This is a genomic window from Paenibacillus silviterrae (assembly GCF_030167925.1).
In the GTDB taxonomy this organism is placed as follows: Bacteria; Bacillota; Bacilli; order Paenibacillales; family NBRC-103111; genus Paenibacillus_G; species Paenibacillus_G silviterrae.
In genome coordinates this window covers 1,393,022-1,409,571 of sequence record NZ_JASKUT010000001.1, presented here as the reverse complement: position 1 = coordinate 1,409,571, position 16,550 = coordinate 1,393,022, and the positions used below count along the sequence as shown (strand labels likewise).

Sequence of the window (16,550 nt, the reverse complement as noted above, 5' to 3'; positions counted from 1 at the left end):
ACCAAAAGGTGGAATAAACTATGAAAAAGTATAAAGTAGGACTTATCGGTGCCGGCGGCGTAACAGAGCTTCACTTGGAAGGCTACAAGGAGCAAGCCGATCGCGTGGAGATTGCGGCAATCTGCGACCCGAATCCAGAAGCAGCAAGCCAGAAGGCCGAGAGGTACGGGATCGCGAAGCAGTTCCATTCGTTGGACGATTTTATCAAGAACAGTGGAGTCGATGTGGCGGTTGTATGTACGCCTACATCCTTACGCAAGCAGGTTGTGTTCCCGCTGCTCGAGGCCGGATTCCCGCTCTTCGTTGAGAAGCCCTTCTCCGATACGTTAAGCGATGCGATCGAAATTACGGAAAAGGCTGAGAAGCTCGGCATTCCGATATCCGTCAATCAAAACTTCAGACGTCATTTCACCTTCGATGTGGTAAAGCAAATCGTTGCTGAGCAAACGATCGGAAATGTAACCGCTATCATATTCAACAATTTGTTTTTCCGTCAGGATGCAGGCTGGAGGCTGCAATGCGAGCGTCACGCGCTTTCTGTTATGGGGATTCACTGGTTTGACGGCTTCCGACAAATCTTGAGCTCCGAAGCAACCTCGGTAACCGCGTTAATGACATCATCTCCTGCCATCGATTGTGTCGGGGAAACGGATGCTACGGTACAAGTGGCCTTTGAGAATGGAGCCATCGCCACGTATACGCAAAGCTTCTCCTCCGCCGTCCGAAGAACAGAGATGATCGTGATTGGAGAGACCGGCTCACTGCAAGCGACTCACAGCAATGTGGATTTATACCGCAAGGGAGAAGCGAAGCCGGTACAAAGCTGGCCAAACGCCGTGTCCCGCGAGGTAGCGACGTATGAAGGACTGAACCATCTGCTCGTTTCGCTGGAAACCGGCGTAGAAGCGCCGAACAGCGCCAGAGATAATTTGAAAACGGTCGCGATGCTGGATGCGGCTTATGTATCGGCGAAGGAGCATCGCATCGTATATCTGAATAGAGGTGTGCAGGTATGAGCATAAAGCTCGCGTTTTCCAGACCAACGGCCACTGTGGAAGAACGGGACTCTCTCTTCCACAGCTACCGGAGCATCGGTTACGAAGGACTTCAATTAAAGCACGGGCAATATGCTCCTTATATTGGGGAGCCCGAGCGCTTCCTGGAGGAATGGGGAGCTTACCCCGGCATCGGTTCCGCTCTGATCACCGGCGGAACGCTCGATGAAGGCAGCATCAGCACGCTTCGGAAATTGCTGCGATTCGGTGAGCGGATCGGAACCGAAATCATCGTGTATTGCCATGGGATTCCTCGTAATCAGGTAACGACCCAGGATATCCGAAAATATGCTGCGGTCCTGACCGAGCTGGGTAAAGAGGCCCGCCAGCACGGAATCTCGCTATCGCTCCACCATCATCATAACCAGCCGGTCATGTATCGCGAGGACTTCGATATATTCTTTGAGGAGGTTCGCGATCAAGTAGTCGGCCTCACCGTAGATACCGCACATCTGGTCAAATCCGGCATTCATAATGTAGCGGAGATTATTACCAGCTATGCGCCTGTGATCGACAATTTCCACATGAAGGATTTCGCAAACGGAGAATGGCGTGTGCTCGGGCAAGGGAATATTGACTTCGAACCGATCTTTGCGGCGATCCGCCAAGCATGTTATGCCGGTTGGGTTTCGGCCGACGAAGAAAGCGGCGGCGACATCACCCTTGGAATGAAGGAATGCTACGCCTTTATGCAGAAGGGCTTAGGATTAAGTAAATAGAAGAAACGCAGGAGGATAAGGCTATGAAATCCCAAACCACTCCCCTGAAGCCCCATGCTATGGAAAGCCAAAAGACATGGATCCGAATGCTTTGGTTAACTTTACGACGCGATAAGTATCTGTATCTGCTTGTTGTCCCTGGGGTGGTATTTTTTATTCTTTTCAAATACCTCCCCATGTGGGGGATTATCATTGCGTTTCAAGAATATTCACCTTATGCCGGTGTTTGGAAAAGCGATTGGGTCGGGTTTGAGCACTTTATACGTTTCTTTACGAATCCCGATTTTTACTTGCTTTTCCGAAATACGATGGTGATTAGCTTATTGAATCTGTTTTTTTTCTTTCCGCTTCCGATCATCTTGTCTTTGATGCTAAACGAGGTAAATAACCAGGTCTTCAAACGGATCATTCAATCGATTGTCTATTTGCCTCATTTTTTGTCCTGGGTGATCATCGCAGGCATCTCCTTCCTGCTTTTGTCCCAAACCTCAGGCCTCGTGAATATGATGCTGATGTCGATGGGGTTGGCAAAGTATGATTTTCTAACCAATACGGATACCTTTTGGGGAATGCTAGTTGCACAAAACATATGGAAGGAAACCGGCTGGGGAACCATCATCATACTAGCAGCGATAACTGCGGTGGATCCGCAATTATACGAGGCTGCCAAGATAGACGGAGCCAACCGATGGCTGCAGGCCTGGCATGTGACTCTCCCCGGGATCCGTAACGTGATATTGGTCCTGTTGATCCTAAGGTTAGGTCATATTATGGATGTCGGGTTCGAGCAAGTATTTCTGATGAGTAACGGGGCTGTGGCTAAATATGCAGACGTGTTTGAAACGTATGTGTACCGCAACGGTATTCAGAGCGGACAGTTCAGTTACAGCACCGCAGTAGGTCTGTTCAAATCAGTGGTCGGTCTTATCCTCGTAATTTTGGCAAACAAATTGGCGAAGCGGTTTGGCGAGGAAGGTGTCTATTAATGAAAGAAAGCCTTGGCGGTCGACTGTTCAATGGTTTCAATATCATTTTATTGGTACTCATAGGATTCATCACCGTATTTCCGCTTTACTATGTGTTTGTCGTGTCATTCACGGATCCCCGGGAATATTTGGCCAAAAACGGCTTTGTCTTATTTCCTCAAAAATGGACCACGGCATCTTATGCTTATTTGCTCAGTACCAATGCATTCAAGAACGCTACCTTCGTCAGCACGTTCCTGGCAACCGTGGGGACGGGATTAAGCTTGATTTTCACTGCTGCCATGGCGTTCGGCATGTCGCGGAAAAGATTACTCGGAAGAAGAATTTTGATGCTGATGGTTCTGATCACGATCCTGTTCAACCCAGGGATCATTCCCAACTACATAATCGTTCGTGAGTTTGGGTTAATTAACAGTATTTGGTCACTCATCATACCGGTGCTGGTCAGCGGATGGAATGTCATTCTGATGAAAAGCTTTTTTGATAGCATTCCGGTAGAGCTCGAGGACGCAGCGATGATCGACGGCTGCAACGAACTCGGCACCTTTTTCCGGATCGTTCTACCGCTGTCCGCTCCTGCACTTGCTGCATTCGGTTTGTTCTATGCTGTGGGCTATTGGAACACGTTCTTCAATGCAATTTTATATATCAACGATTATGAGAAAGTACCCTTGCAGGTGGTATTAAGAAACATGTTAATTGAATCGGATACAACAACAGGTGGTTCTTCCGCTGCTGAAATGATGTCAGAAGGCCAACTTCCCGTTCAAACGATTAAAATGGCAGCGGTCGTTATCGCAACACTTCCCATCTTGGCGGTATATCCGTTTTTGCAAAAGCATTTTGCCAAAGGCGTTATGCTCGGTTCGGTGAAGGGCTGAGCAAAGTCTAATGTTGAGAAAGGGGAAAGCGTATGAGAAAAACCTCAAAAAGACATGCGTTGATCGTCATACTGTCAGGCTTAGCGGTTGTCACTGCAGCATGCTCCGGCGACGGCCCAGCGGGAACGACCGTGAAACAGGAGGATGGCAAAGAGGCGCCTATGGCACTCAACATTTTTGCTAACTTTTCCATCACGCAGCCTCCTGGGCCGGATAATCCGGTGTTAAAAGAATTCGAAAAAAAGACCAATTCCAAGCTGAATATTACATGGGTTTCCGATCCGGTGTATAACGACAAGCTCAATGTGCTATTAGCCTCCGGTGACCTTCCGGATGCGATTCGATTGCCGGATACGACAAGTATTCCCCAATTTCAAACGATGGTTAAGCAAGGGGCGTTTTGGGATTTAACACCTTATCTTAAGGATTACAAAAACCTGATGGAATCACCGAGAGCCATTTGGGAAAATACGAAAATAAACGGCAAAAACTATGTCGTTCCTATCGTACGTCCTCTTGAGGGGGGAACAACCTTCTACATACGCAGGGACTGGCTCGACAGGCTCGGATTACAAATGCCTAAAACATTAGACGATTTATACAACGTGATGAAGGTTTTTAAAGAAAAGGATCCTGATGGAACGAAAAATCCTGTCGGCTATACGATGCGCACGCATGATCAAATTGAATTTATTTTTGCGAACGCCAGCAGCAAATGGAAGCCTGTCAACGGTAACCTCATTGACATTACATTAGAGCCTGAAATGAGAGAAGCACTGCTGTACAAGAAGAAGCTTTTTGATGAAGACCTGATTCCTAAAGATTTCGCCGTAATGAAGAGTCAGGACATAACCGATTTGGCCACCACAGGAAAATCAGGAATCACGACGGAAACGATCGAAGCAATGTGGCGATGGCAGTACGATCAATGGAAAAGAGATCCGAAGGTGAATTGGGAGCCGATCGTTTCCTTAGAAGCGAAAAAAGGACCGTTCCAGCAGCAAAATTCCGGCTTTATCGGAGTATTCGCCATTCCCAAAAGCGTTCCGGAAGCGAAAATGCGTAAAATTTTATCCGTTCTCGATTTCGGCGCTACGGAAGAAGGCCACATTTTATCCAACTACGGTATTGAAGGGGTACACTTTAAGAAGGAAGACGGATTTTATGTGACCAATGAGCAAGCGGTGAAGGACAGCCTGGGTCCAGGGGCATGGGGCAAGCTATTTATGAAGCATGATCCATATATGTATGCTTTTGCACCGGGCATGCCTCGGGAAATATTCGAAAGAAATAAGAAGATTATCGATGCCAAAGCTAAGATCAGCTCAGAACGGCATGAAATCGGGCTCTATTCGGAAACCAATACGAAGCTCGGAGCCGATTACACCAAGAAGATTAATGACATGAAGACGCAGGTGGTCATGGGCAAGGTGGGAATCGATGCATGGGATAAATTCGTTCAAGAGCTTAAGCAGGATGCAAATTATCAGAAGATTATTCAAGAAATGAATGCAGCTTATAAAGAACGTACAACGGCGAAGTAAACAAAAAGGAGATGGGCACATGGCAACCATTACCGATTTACGTAAACAGGATGAGCAACGAATTTTGAATATGGGCTGGGGCAAAATTCAATGGCTTTGCGGCAAGGAGATCGATCCGGAAGCGGAGATGACCTTCGGCATGGTGTATATTGAGGCAGGTCAGGCCAATGATCGACACATTCATCCGAATTGCGAGGAAATCATCTTCGTCCTGTCCGGGGAGTGCGATCATTCGCTCGGTGACGAGGTATTTCATCTGGAGCCCGGCATGATGCTGCGCATTCCTCAGGGTGTCCCTCATAATGCCAAGGTAACGAGCTGGGAGCCTTGCCGGATGATTATCGCTTATTCATCGGCGGATCGGCAAACGATCGGAGAATAAACGATTGGGGGGGATGCCTTGAGCGGCGTCTCCCCAAAATCTCATATAGGGAAAAGGAGAGGATTCAACCGTGGCCATATCCAGAAAAGAAGCTCTTACCCGATTGAAGGCTCAGGTGGCGGAGGGCCGGAAGCTGGTCGGTGCCGGCGCAGGCACAGGCTTATCGGCCAAGTGCGCTGAAGCGGGCGGCGTCGACCTCATCATTATTTATAACTCGGGACGGTACCGGATGGCCGGGCGCGGTTCGCTTGCAGGCCTCATGCCTTACGGCGACGCAAACCAAATCGTCGTAGAGATGGCTGGGGAGGTGCTGCCGATCGTGAAGGATACCCCCGTGCTGGCCGGCGTCTGCGGTACGGACCCGTTCCGCGTTATGGAGGTGTATCTCCGGCAGCTGAAGGACATGGGCTTTACCGGCGTTCAAAACTTCCCGACGGTAGGACTATGCGACGGAGTGTTTCGACAAAATCTGGAGGAGACAGGGATGGGCTACGATCTGGAGGTCGAGATGATCCGCAAAGCCCATGAGCTTGATATGCTGACGACACCATATGTATTCGACGAGGAGCAAGCGATCAAGATGGCCAAGGCTGGAGCCGATGTTCTCGTGGCGCATATAGGCTTGACCACGAAGGGAAGCATCGGGGCAGCAACGGCGTTAACGCTGGAAGAATCCATCGAAGTGGTGCAACGGATTCACGATGCGGGGAAATCGGTGAACCCGGACATTCTGGTCATCTGCCACGGCGGCCCCATTTCGGAACCGGAGGATGCCGCCTATGTCCTAAGCAAGACTCAAGGCGTAGACGGCTTCTTCGGGGCTTCCAGTGTCGAGCGACTGCCTACGGAAATTGCGATTACGGAGCAGGTTCGCAGGTTTAAGCAAATCTGATGAGCAGCGAGCTGCTTCAGATTATCACTATGCTGATTGCCGGGGTACTGGCCGGGTTTGCCAAGACCGGGCTAGCGACACTCGGCATTCTCAATGCGGCAGTGATGAGTCAGACCTTCCCAGCCAAGCAAGCGGTAGGCACGCTGCTTCCTGTGCTCATCGCTGCGGATATTATCGCCGTCGTTTATTTCCGGCGAAGCGTCGTGTGGAGGCATCTCATCTCACTCATTCCATGGGTGCTGACCGGGCTTGGCGTTGGCTATGTCGTCCTGCGATTATTTGACGATACGCTGATTCAATTCCTGCTGGGGCTGCTGCTGATCGTGCTGATTGCGCTTCAGGTGCTGAAGGACCGGCTGGGTTCGAAGCTGGATGAATTACTTCCTCAATCGGCATGGTTCACATCGGCGATGGGAATTTTGGCCGGCTATGCGACGATGGTTGGCAATGTATCCGGCGTGATCATGTCGATGTATCTCTTCGGCAAGAAGCTGCCCAAGCAGGAATTTATTGGGACAGGAGCATGGTTCTACCTGACCGTCAATTTGCTCAAGGTGCCACTTTATTGGGAGCTGAATATGATCACGGAAGCTTCGCTGCTGTTGAACCTGTGGGCGTTGCCGGCCATTGTCGCCGGAGCCCTTATCGGCATCCAGGTCATTCCCCGCATACCTGTACGTTGGTTTCAGCGGATCATTCTGCTGCTCGGGGGCGTCGGTGCGATCAAGTTGATGGTTCCAGATCTTTTTACATAAAGGAGATGCAATGTGATAGGTAAAAAAGCAAAGCTAATTGTAGATAAGGATTATCAGATTGCAAAAATCGACGAACGTATCTACGGCTCCTTCGTGGAGCATTTGGGGCGTTGCGTATATGAGGGGGTTTATGAGCCGGGACATTTCTCCGCCGATGAAATGGGCTTCCGCACGGATGTCATCGAGCTGGTAAAGCAGCTTAACGTGCCTCTGATCCGTTATCCCGGCGGCAACTTCGTCTCGGGGTATAACTGGGAGGATGGGATCGGTCCTGTTGCGGACCGGCCTAAGCGGCTGGATTTGGCGTGGAAAACGGTGGAAACGAACGCAATCGGAACGAATGAATTCGTTCAGTGGGCTAGGAAGGTCAATGCGGAAGTGAACATGGCCGTAAATCTCGGGACGAGAGGGATCGATGCCGCACGCAATATGGTCGAATACTGCAACCACTCTTCGGGCACGTACTGGAGCGATCTCCGTATCTCCCACGGGTACAAGGAACCGCATAAAATCAAAACCTGGTGCCTCGGCAATGAAATGGATGGTCCATGGCAGATGGGCAGAAAAACGGCCGAAGAATACGGACGCATATCCGTCGAGGCCGCCAAAGTCATGAAATGGGTTGATCCGACCATTGAGCTTGTCGCCTGCGGCAGCTCCAACAGCAAAATGCCAACCTTTGCCGAATGGGAGGCTACTGTGCTGGAGCATACCTATGAGCATGTGGACTACCTGTCGCTGCATATTTATTATGGTAATCAGGAGAACGATCCCGCAAACTATTTGGCCAAATCTCTCGATATGGACCGGTTTATTTCATCCGTTATCGCCATCTGCGATTATATTAAAGCGAAGAAGCGCAGCAAGAAGACGATGAACCTGTCGTTCGACGAATGGAACGTATGGTACCACACTAGAGAATCAGACAAGAAAAGAGATCCATGGGCGATAGCTCCGCCGTTACTGGAGGATGTTTATAATTTTGAGGATGCGCTGCTGGTCGGCTGTATGCTGATTACACTGCTGAAGCATGCGGACCGAATTAAGATCGCCTGCCTGGCTCAATTGATCAATGTCATCGCTCCGATTATGACCTCCAAGAATGGGACGGCATGGAAGCAGACCATTTTTTATCCCTATATGCACGCCTCCATCTATGGCAGGGGGACAGCACTACAGACGCTTGTTTCCTCGCCGAAATACGACAGTAAGGACTTTACCGATATTCCGCTGCTGGAATCGATTGCTATACATAATGAGGAGCGTGATGAGCTGACAATCTTTGCCGTGAACCGGGACCTTCAGGAATCATTGGGGCTGGAAGGGGATCTTCGCCAGTTTAAGGACTATTGCATCGTCGAGCATATTGTCCTTGTGAATGATAACCTGAAAGCGGTCAATACCGAGCAAACACCGGATACGGTAAAGCCGCACAGCAACGGGGATGCCTCGCTAGTTGGCGGCTATCTGACAGCCTGTCTCAGCAAGCATTCATGGAATGTGATTCGGCTTGCCAAAAAAGCTCAGTGACAGGGTGGAATCCCCGTTGTTTAAGCATAGAGGAGGCGGCAGGGGATATGTCTGAACGGCATGCGGTAGATCGAATATTGCAGCGCATTGGCCAGCCGGAACTAATACTGACTCTGAGGAGCTGCTTATCCTCCTCGGAACTAAACTCGCTACTTTTGGAGCTCTTGAGATTGAAAGCGAGCGACATCTCCTACCGAGAGCTGCTCGTGAACTATGCATCGAACCGGTTTTGTAAACCGTCTGAGGTAAACCCAATTCAGCTTAAGCAATTGGAGCTGGACGTATTACATATTGCGGAAGTGCTCAATTATCGTCCGGTCGAGCTTTCACCGGCCGCCCCGCTAGGCTCATGCTCCGTCGTTGCCCCCGCCAATCAGAACAAGGTGATTTCTGCTTTGCGGGGGACTGAAATCGTCGCAGATGCGACCAATATGCTTGCTTTATATATGTGTGAAGCAATAAAATCCGGTACAGTAAGCAATGTTGATGCCCCACTCCGGCTATGCACCACGCACCGGCACGTTCGAGCGCAAAGATTTGATATGCCCGGGCTGCTACCACATTTTCAATTGTTTTGCATGGTGACCTCGGGAAAAGACAGGGGTTCTTATTTATTTGAAAAGGAAGCTATCGTAGAGCATTTGCAAATGTATGAAACACTTTTTAACTTATTTGAGAACCTGCAGATGACCGTGGTGCTCCAACGACGCGGAGGATATAAGGACAGCAGCGGCCTAATCGGACGGCTCAGCGAGCACATACAGCTGAAGAATCCGCTGATCAAGGTGATGGAATCTGCGGAAACGAACGAGAATGCGTATTATCGGGGATTGCAATTTACGGTAATCATTACCGTGAATGGTCAGGAAAACGTGATCGGTGACGGAGGGTATGTTGACTGGTCACAGAAGCTGCTGGGCAGTAAAAAGGAACGAATGCTGATTAGCGCTATCGGACTGGAGAGGCTATTACCCGTAGTGCGTCTTATAAATTGATAATATAATCAGCATCAGCTACCCACGAGCGGGCAGCAAAATCTCTCCCCCGAATATGAACACGATTCTCATACGTTTCAACGACCAAGCCTTCTGAACGGTTCCCCTGAAGCGGTTGGTCGTTCCCGTCATATGGGTAACTCACTGAAGAGCTGTTAATCATCGTGAATCCATCTCTTACAAGGGTGGTCGGCAAGCGAAGCTCCCAGTGCGTGTGTCCCGAAAAGAGAAACACTTCTGGATACATAGACAGTAAATGTTTCAGTTCTTCATGCTGCACGACTCCACGTGCCGAACTGCCAGATACTGTGCCTGGTAAGGGCTGGTGCAGAAAAACAAACATCGGTTTCCTCTGGACATAGTTTTCCTGCAGCTTCTGTTGAAGCCATGTTAACTGAGTGGGGGATAGCCAGGCATCCTCGTTGTTGCCCGGATCGGATTGCCTGTATTGTTCTGATCCCAGAAAAATAAAATGATAACCTTTGATCCATCTATCATAATAAATACCTGGCATTCCTGTGTTTGACAAATAACGTGCTATGGAATCCTGATCTGATTCGCCATTGGGAAACGTATTTGGGGACCAGGCTCCCGCGGAATTGTAATACGCTTTATAAAATTCATGATTACCCATCGTATAGCATACCGTTTTCGGGATAGTGTTCTTTTGCATAATCGATTGCAGCTTTGCATAGTCAGCAGGACGCCCATCTCCAAGGTCTCCGTTAATAACTAAGGTGTCGAGATCAAAATTGTATTGATGTAAATCCTTCAGGGCGGCAACCAATTTATTCTGAGCTTGTTCATCCCAATACTGGACATGAATATCGCTTATGACGGAAAAGCTTATACACGGGGATTGACCAGATGCCTTCCTTAACTCTTCAGCTAGACGTTGGATCTCCTCTTGTTCCTTTTGAGCTGTAACAAATTTCAATCGCGGTAAAAGAAATGCTTCCATTATTTTCAAAGCGTCTTTCACACTTAGCAATCGAATTCACCCCCTCGGCATCATTTTTCTTGAAGCTGCCCAGAAGCTTTTCTTAGTTCATTAGCAAGCCGGTGAATTTCATCCTTATCCTCCTGCGAAGTGACAAAAAACCACATCGGACTTAAAAAAGTCTCGATCATTTTGTTAGCATCTTCAACACTCAACACTAACTTCCCCTCCTTAAATTAGCTGTCCTTAGCACCATAATATGACAACCTGACGTCGATGTCATGGACAAGGATACATGAGGTTAGAAAAATGTGTCAGGCACCCATCCTCGTATATTCTCAAAAATCGAAGTCTCTTTCTCCACAAAAAAAACGTCCATCCGGGAAAAAAGAACTCCAACGGATGAACGATCTTCGTGCGTCTAAACTACGTATTACGGTTTGGGGTAAACGATAGAAAGCATGGCTTCCACATCCATTGGATCATACCAATCACAGAGTATACCCATAACCGTACCGGCAAGGAATACCAGCCCAGCTATTGGTATTTTCATAACTTTCCTAAGGATTGCAAGGATCCGAATACATTTACTCCTCTCAAAAGAGTAGACCGCTCCATCTATCATTATTTAAATAGCTTGGGAGTAGCCGCGCTCTGTAAAGCGGCCGGAGATCATGAGGCGGAGCTGCTTCGTCAGCTGGCTGAGGAGCTGCGTAGCGATATTTTGCTTAAAATGTGGGATGAGGAATCGAAGTTTTTCTACGATTTGCATTATGAGAACGATGAAAAGGCGATGGTCAAGAACATCGTCGGCTTTTACCCTTATTGGGCGCAAATTACCGACGCTGAGCACGATGCCGGGCTCTTGCACGCATTTGTCGATGAAGAGTTCAATACGCCTTGCCCGTTCCCTTCGGTGTCAGCAGACTGTCCTGCTTATCAGCCTGAGGGAGGCTGGCAGGGGATATTTATCAAAGGGCGAAACGGCTGTGTTTGGGATGGACCGACATGGCCATATACCAATAGCATCGTTCTGGATGCCCTAGCGCTGGAGAGCAAACGCAGAAATCATCAATTTGACGAACGCTTCGGCCACTATCTAAGGGAGTATTCCATGCTGCATTATTCCCACAGGGACCTTGATAAGCCATATTTGGTCGAGCACTATAATAGTCAAACCGGAGAGGCACTTAGCGACGAAGTTGACTATAACCACTCATATTATATTGATTTAATCGTGAAGCACGTGGTCGGCTTGAATATCGAAACAGATCGTATCGTTTTGGATCCGGTACATATTGGACTTGATTTCTTTGAGCTGGATCGTATATGGGTAGACGGACACCAAATCCGTGTTACCTTCAATCAAAGGGAGCAACACATGCCACGAGGTTATCGTTTGTATTTGGATGATCACTTGGTGCTCGAGAGTGATGGGCTGAAGCGGATGGAATACCCATTGAAGGCAATGAAGCGAAATAACGAAGTTTAAGCCAACTTCGTAGAGGAGGAGCCGCTTGCCGCGGCTATCGACGGTGCAAGCAGATTTTGATTACCTTAAGGTGAAATATTAATATTTAAAAGGGGGGAGGAAGCAATTCCTCCCCTATTTGACTCGTTTTTCGCTAGAGTTCTGTGACTTCAGTGGATTCCACCATATACCTTTTTACGTATTGTTTTGGAGTGGTACCGTAAATTTTCTTGAACATCTTAATGAAATAACTTGTTTCCATACCTACCTGCACAGCAACCTCATCAACAGAAATACCCGGATAGTGTTGAAAAAGTTGAAGCGACCGCCTAAGGCGAATCATCTGTAAATAACGCCCCGGTGTCATCCCATATGCGTTAACGAACAGCCTGTAAAAATGCTGCGACGAGTAGCCGATCGCACGGGCCACATTAGAGAGACGAATGTTCTCATTGTAATGCTCCTGAAGAAATCGAGTGGCGATTTGAAGCCCTTTGTTCGAACGGTCTTGCGAATGGGCGGCGGGCTGCCGTTCCTCATACGAGTATTCCTTCTGTAATGTGATCAGGATGTTATACAAATAGCTCGAAGCTTTCCATAAGCCGTCCGGTTCATCGCTGTTAATGATATGCCACAACCGAACAAGATCCTCCCACAAGTTCATACGTTCCTCGTTGATCGTCCTAAGCTTGCCCAAGCCCGCAAGTGCGGCGATACTGCTTGCCGCTTCCCCCTGAAAGCCGATAAACCCGAGCTCCCATCCGTTGTCTTTGCTGCTCGGATAATATTCGTGCGGAACACCCTCACCAAGAAGCAGTACCGTACCCGGCGTCATGGACTGCACCTCGTCTCCGAATATGCGGAAGCTTCCGTACCCTTTGCGCGTAAATAATATTTGATATACAGGAAACCCTTTGGGCCTGTAAATCGGTTTTTGTTCATGACAGCCAATACAATAAACGTAGACCGGAGGCAGTGGAGTGGGGATTGAATTATTGGCCAATGTTAACGGCAGCATAAATAATCACCTGTTCCTGTTATAAAATTGGACGACTTACGGGTACGACACGCCAATAATAAATGTTAAGATTGAACGATTTTTTCTGAATATTGTCCAGTTACAAGAAACCGACTATCACCTATAATTTAACATAAATGATAGCGTTTTCAAACACCTATTCGGGGGGGTAAAAAAAGATGAAGTGGATTAACCTTGCATCTTCCATTGTATTGATCACAGCAGTTGCAGGCTGCAGCCAAGGAACAAGCACACAGGTTGACACGGGGAGTGCTGACAAAGGAAGTGCTCCACCGAAAATTTCAAACGAACCGATTACTCTTACTCTCTACCAGCACGCGGCGATGAGCAATGATGATATTGACAAATTTATAGTCCAGCCCGTACAAAAAAAATATCCTAATATTTCTTTTAAAATTGTACGTAAAGGGACCGGCCAAAATCCAGAGGATTTAGTGGCTGCAGGCATCGTCCCGGATTTGATCTATACGACAGACGCTAATACTCCTCTATGGCGAGACCTTGATGTACCGGAGGATTTGAACGCTTTGATTAAAAGCAACAACTTCGACTTGAACCGTTTCGATCCTGCCGCCATAGACTCCATTAAAGTATACAGCGGTGGAAAAGGGGCCATGTACGCTTTACCGGTCGCGCAAAACATCGCTGCTCTTCTTTATAATAAAAATATCTTTGATAAATTCGCTGTCCCATATCCGAAAGACGGCATGAACTGGGATGAGATCATCCAGTTAGCTCGCAAGATAACCAGAACAGATAACGGGGTCCGATACATTGGACTGAGCGGTGATTCGATTTCTCGTTTAGGCTATGGACTTTCTTTACCTTACGTTAATCCGGCTACAAACAAAGCGTCCATTAATAACGATAATTGGAGAAAAGCTTTCACCACAATGAAAGAGATTATCGATGTTCCCGGATTCCTGGGAGAGGATAAGAAAATCACTTATGGATCCAATGAATTTTTTAAGGACGGGAACGTAGCCATGTTTACCCAATGGGTTCCCGATTTGATAGCGAGTCTTGATCCGAGCATCGCAAATAATGTTCCATGGGATTTTGTCTCGCTTCCCAACTACGCTGAGGCCATCGGTACAGGCCGTGTCATTACCCCGCATACGATCATGCTGAATAAGCAAAGCAAATATAAGAATGAAGCTTTTGAAGTGATGTCGATCTTAACCTCCGATGAGGTGCAAAAAGAAATGAGCAAAAGCGGGAAAATTTCCGTTGTGACCACAGGGGACTTCCAAGCACAATATGGCGCAAATGTACCGTATCTCAAAGGCAAGAACATTGCCGGTATCTTTAAGTCAAAACCACGCAAAATTAACGACCCCCTTACTGAATATGACGTCTTAGTCCGATCAGCCATCGATGCTGCGGCCAAAGAATTGGCAGCCGGCAAAGATGTGAATACGGCCTTACGTGAAGCGGAGGAAAAGGCGAATAAAGCGATTGAAGAAAAATTAAAAAAATAAATCATTGGGTTACTGGGGAAGTCCATGGTTTTCATGGACTTTTTCGTTTTGCTTCCCGGGAGCAGGTTGCCGCCGGCAGCTCCCCCCATTTTTTGTAAGGGCAGTAGAGTTCAAATATAGTCGTTATTTATTGGCCGATCTTAGCCGGATTCGGTTAGAATAATGCTGAGAACTTAATGCAGCTAAAAGGGAGCGACTCTCTAAATGGATAGAACGATAAATGAAAGATTAATAGAGGCAGACATCGTTTCGTTGCAGATGGCAATGGAATCAGGTGCGTTATCGTCGGAGGCTTGCGTTCGCTGGTATTTGGAACGGATCGAACGACTCAACCCGAAGCTGAGAGCGGTGCTGGAAGTCAACACGGACGCTATAGCGGTCGCAAAGGCGCTTGACGCGGAGCGGCGGGAACGTGGAGCTCGCGGACCGCTTCACGGCATCCCGATCTTGCTCAAGGACAATATCGATACAGGCGACCGCATGCATACTAGTGCCGGTTCGGTAGCTCTTGCGGAACATTTCGCTGAGAGGGATTCGGCTGTGGCTGCGCAATTAAGGGCTGCGGGAACTGTATTCCTCGGCAAAGCTAACATGACGGAGTGGGCTAATTTTATGTCAAGCACGATGTGGGCAGGGTATAGCTCCAGGGGTGGCCTAACGCTTAATCCTTACGGTCCCGGTGAGCTGTTCGTGGGCGGCTCGAGCTCGGGCTCCGGAGTGGCGGTTGCCGCAAATTTATGTACCGCAGCCATAGGCACGGAAACTTCCGGTTCGATCATCAGCCCATCCTCGCAAAACGGGATCGTCGGCCTAAAGCCGACAATCGGGCTCGTAAGCCGTTCAGGAATTATCCCGATTACACATAGCCAGGATTCGGCCGGTCCGATGACGCGTACGGTCAGGGATGCCGCGATCTTGCTCGGCGCCATGACGGCGGCGGATCCGGAAGATTCGGCTATGCAAGAGAATGGCAGAATAGCGTACACGGATTATACGAATTTCTTGGACGCGAATGGTTTGCAAGGCGCACGAATTGGCGTTCCGCGGCATTATTATCGAGGATTGGACGAAGCCCGGGTAAAGATTATCGAGAGGGCGATCGCTTTGTTCAAAGAATGCGGGGCTATAGTCGTCGACCCGGTAGCATTGCCTTGCGAGAATGCGAAGTGGGACTGGGATGTGATGCGGTTTGAGTTCAAAAAAGGGCTGAACAATTATTTGTCTAAAGCAGGCCCAGGCGCATCCGTTCGATCGTTAGATGAGCTCATCGCCTATAACGAAGCGAATCACGACGTCGCGCTGAAATATGGTCAAGACACGTTGATCTGGTCGAATGAAACAAGTGGAACATTAACTGAATCGGTATATACTGAGAGTTTGCGCCTTAACCGTGAGCTGTCCCGGAACCAGGGCATTGACCACGTTATCAGCGAATATCAGCTGGACGCGCTGCTGTTCCTTGGCAACGAGGAAGGGCTAGATTTGTCCGCGCGCGCGGGTTATCCTGCTATTACCGTTCCTGGCGGGTACGCAGAGACAGGCATCATCGCCGAAGGCGGCTATACGACTAAAGGGCCGCAAGGAATTACTTTCGTTGGAACCGCCTACAGCGAGCCCTTGCTTTTCCGACTTGCCTACGCCTACGAACAAGCGAGCAAATATCGTATTGCGCCTACCGATCCGGCGTAGGCACGAATGTCTCGGGATTCTCCGACCTCAAGCATTCAAGAAAATGAGGGAGGTCGCTTTATTCTGTACTCCCCCTAAGCGAAATTTTTTGCACAAGGGGGGCTCCGGACGTTGGTCTGTTGAGCTCTCCTTTTTAAATGTAAAAAAAACGTGGGAAACGGTCAAAATAGCGGCATGGTAAACGAAAGCGT

General features: G+C 48.5%; 16 protein-coding genes. 13 read left to right on the top strand and 3 right to left on the bottom strand.

The window, feature by feature from the left end:
• Positions 1-20: 20 nt before the first annotated feature.
• From QMO62_RS06075 to QMO62_RS06030, 10 genes are all read left to right on the top strand, one after another.
• Positions 21-1,016 carry a Gfo/Idh/MocA family protein gene (locus QMO62_RS06075; RefSeq protein ID WP_284639402.1) on the top strand — a complete coding sequence of 332 codons (996 nt, stop codon included), beginning with the start codon at positions 21-23 and terminating at the stop codon, positions 1,014-1,016.
• Entirely contained in the window at positions 1,013-1,774 is a 762-nt protein-coding gene (locus QMO62_RS06070) for a sugar phosphate isomerase/epimerase family protein (protein WP_284639401.1), read from the top strand. Before QMO62_RS06075 ends, QMO62_RS06070 begins: the two co-directional genes overlap by 4 nt.
• A gap of 59 nt (positions 1,775-1,833) precedes the next feature.
• Entirely contained in the window at positions 1,834-2,760 is a 927-nt protein-coding gene (locus QMO62_RS06065; RefSeq protein ID WP_372516710.1) for an ABC transporter permease, read from the top strand.
• The gene (locus QMO62_RS06060) at positions 2,760-3,641 is read left to right on the top strand and encodes a carbohydrate ABC transporter permease (protein WP_284639397.1); all 882 of its coding nucleotides are present in this window, start codon (positions 2,760-2,762) and stop codon (positions 3,639-3,641) included. The genes QMO62_RS06065 and QMO62_RS06060 overlap by 1 nt, the downstream gene beginning before the upstream one ends.
• A 32-nt stretch (positions 3,642-3,673) precedes the next feature.
• Positions 3,674-5,185, top strand: a complete 1,512-nt coding sequence (locus QMO62_RS06055) for an extracellular solute-binding protein (RefSeq protein WP_284639396.1) — start codon at positions 3,674-3,676, stop codon at positions 5,183-5,185.
• A 19-nt stretch (positions 5,186-5,204) separates the two neighbouring features.
• Positions 5,205-5,567, top strand: a complete 363-nt coding sequence (locus tag QMO62_RS06050) for a cupin domain-containing protein (RefSeq protein WP_284639394.1) — start codon at positions 5,205-5,207, stop codon at positions 5,565-5,567.
• Between the two features lie 70 nt (positions 5,568-5,637).
• On the top strand, positions 5,638-6,459 hold the full coding sequence (locus tag QMO62_RS06045; protein WP_284639392.1) for a phosphoenolpyruvate hydrolase family protein: 822 nt from the start codon (positions 5,638-5,640) through the stop codon (positions 6,457-6,459).
• Positions 6,459-7,214: a sulfite exporter TauE/SafE family protein gene (locus tag QMO62_RS06040; protein WP_284639390.1), complete on the top strand. Its 756-nt coding sequence runs from the start codon at positions 6,459-6,461 to the stop codon at positions 7,212-7,214. Before QMO62_RS06045 ends, QMO62_RS06040 begins: the two co-directional genes overlap by 1 nt.
• Positions 7,215-7,226: 12 nt before the next feature.
• Positions 7,227-8,744 carry an arabinosylfuranosidase ArfA gene (arfA, locus tag QMO62_RS06035; RefSeq protein WP_284639388.1) on the top strand — a complete coding sequence of 506 codons (1,518 nt, stop codon included), beginning with the start codon at positions 7,227-7,229 and terminating at the stop codon, positions 8,742-8,744.
• Between the two features lie 170 nt (positions 8,745-8,914).
• Positions 8,915-9,739 carry a hypothetical protein gene (locus QMO62_RS06030; RefSeq protein ID WP_284639386.1) on the top strand — a complete coding sequence of 275 codons (825 nt, stop codon included), beginning with the start codon at positions 8,915-8,917 and terminating at the stop codon, positions 9,737-9,739.
• On the opposite strand, the gene QMO62_RS06025 is transcribed toward QMO62_RS06030, so the two are convergent.
• Positions 9,729-10,721 carry a metallophosphoesterase family protein gene (locus tag QMO62_RS06025; RefSeq protein ID WP_284639384.1) on the bottom strand — a complete coding sequence of 331 codons (993 nt, stop codon included), beginning with the start codon at positions 10,719-10,721 and terminating at the stop codon, positions 9,729-9,731. The genes QMO62_RS06030 and QMO62_RS06025 overlap by 11 nt on opposite strands.
• Positions 10,722-10,750: 29 nt before the next feature.
• Positions 10,751-10,897 carry an N-acetylmuramoyl-L-alanine amidase gene (locus QMO62_RS06020; protein WP_284639382.1) on the bottom strand — a complete coding sequence of 49 codons (147 nt, stop codon included), beginning with the start codon at positions 10,895-10,897 and terminating at the stop codon, positions 10,751-10,753.
• Positions 10,898-11,094: 197 nt separating this feature from the next.
• On the opposite strand from QMO62_RS06020, the gene QMO62_RS06015 reads away from it, so the two are divergent.
• A complete protein-coding gene (locus tag QMO62_RS06015) occupies positions 11,095-12,171 on the top strand; it encodes an MGH1-like glycoside hydrolase domain-containing protein (protein WP_284639381.1) in 1,077 nt (358 codons plus the stop codon).
• Between the two features lie 133 nt (positions 12,172-12,304).
• Here the strand turns inward: QMO62_RS06015 and QMO62_RS06010 are convergent, their stop codons facing one another.
• Complete coding sequence (locus tag QMO62_RS06010; protein WP_284639379.1) at positions 12,305-13,168, bottom strand: AraC family transcriptional regulator; 864 nt, start codon at positions 13,166-13,168, stop codon at positions 12,305-12,307.
• A 179-nt stretch (positions 13,169-13,347) separates the two neighbouring features.
• Here QMO62_RS06010 and QMO62_RS06005 point away from each other — a divergent pair, with 179 nt between their 5' ends.
• Together QMO62_RS06005 and QMO62_RS06000 are read left to right on the top strand one after the other, a co-directional pair.
• Positions 13,348-14,670 carry an ABC transporter substrate-binding protein gene (locus QMO62_RS06005; RefSeq protein ID WP_284639378.1) on the top strand — a complete coding sequence of 441 codons (1,323 nt, stop codon included), beginning with the start codon at positions 13,348-13,350 and terminating at the stop codon, positions 14,668-14,670.
• Positions 14,671-14,874: 204 nt separating this feature from the next.
• Entirely contained in the window at positions 14,875-16,359 is a 1,485-nt protein-coding gene (locus QMO62_RS06000) for an amidase family protein (RefSeq protein ID WP_284639377.1), read from the top strand.
• Positions 16,360-16,550 lie beyond the last annotated feature (191 nt).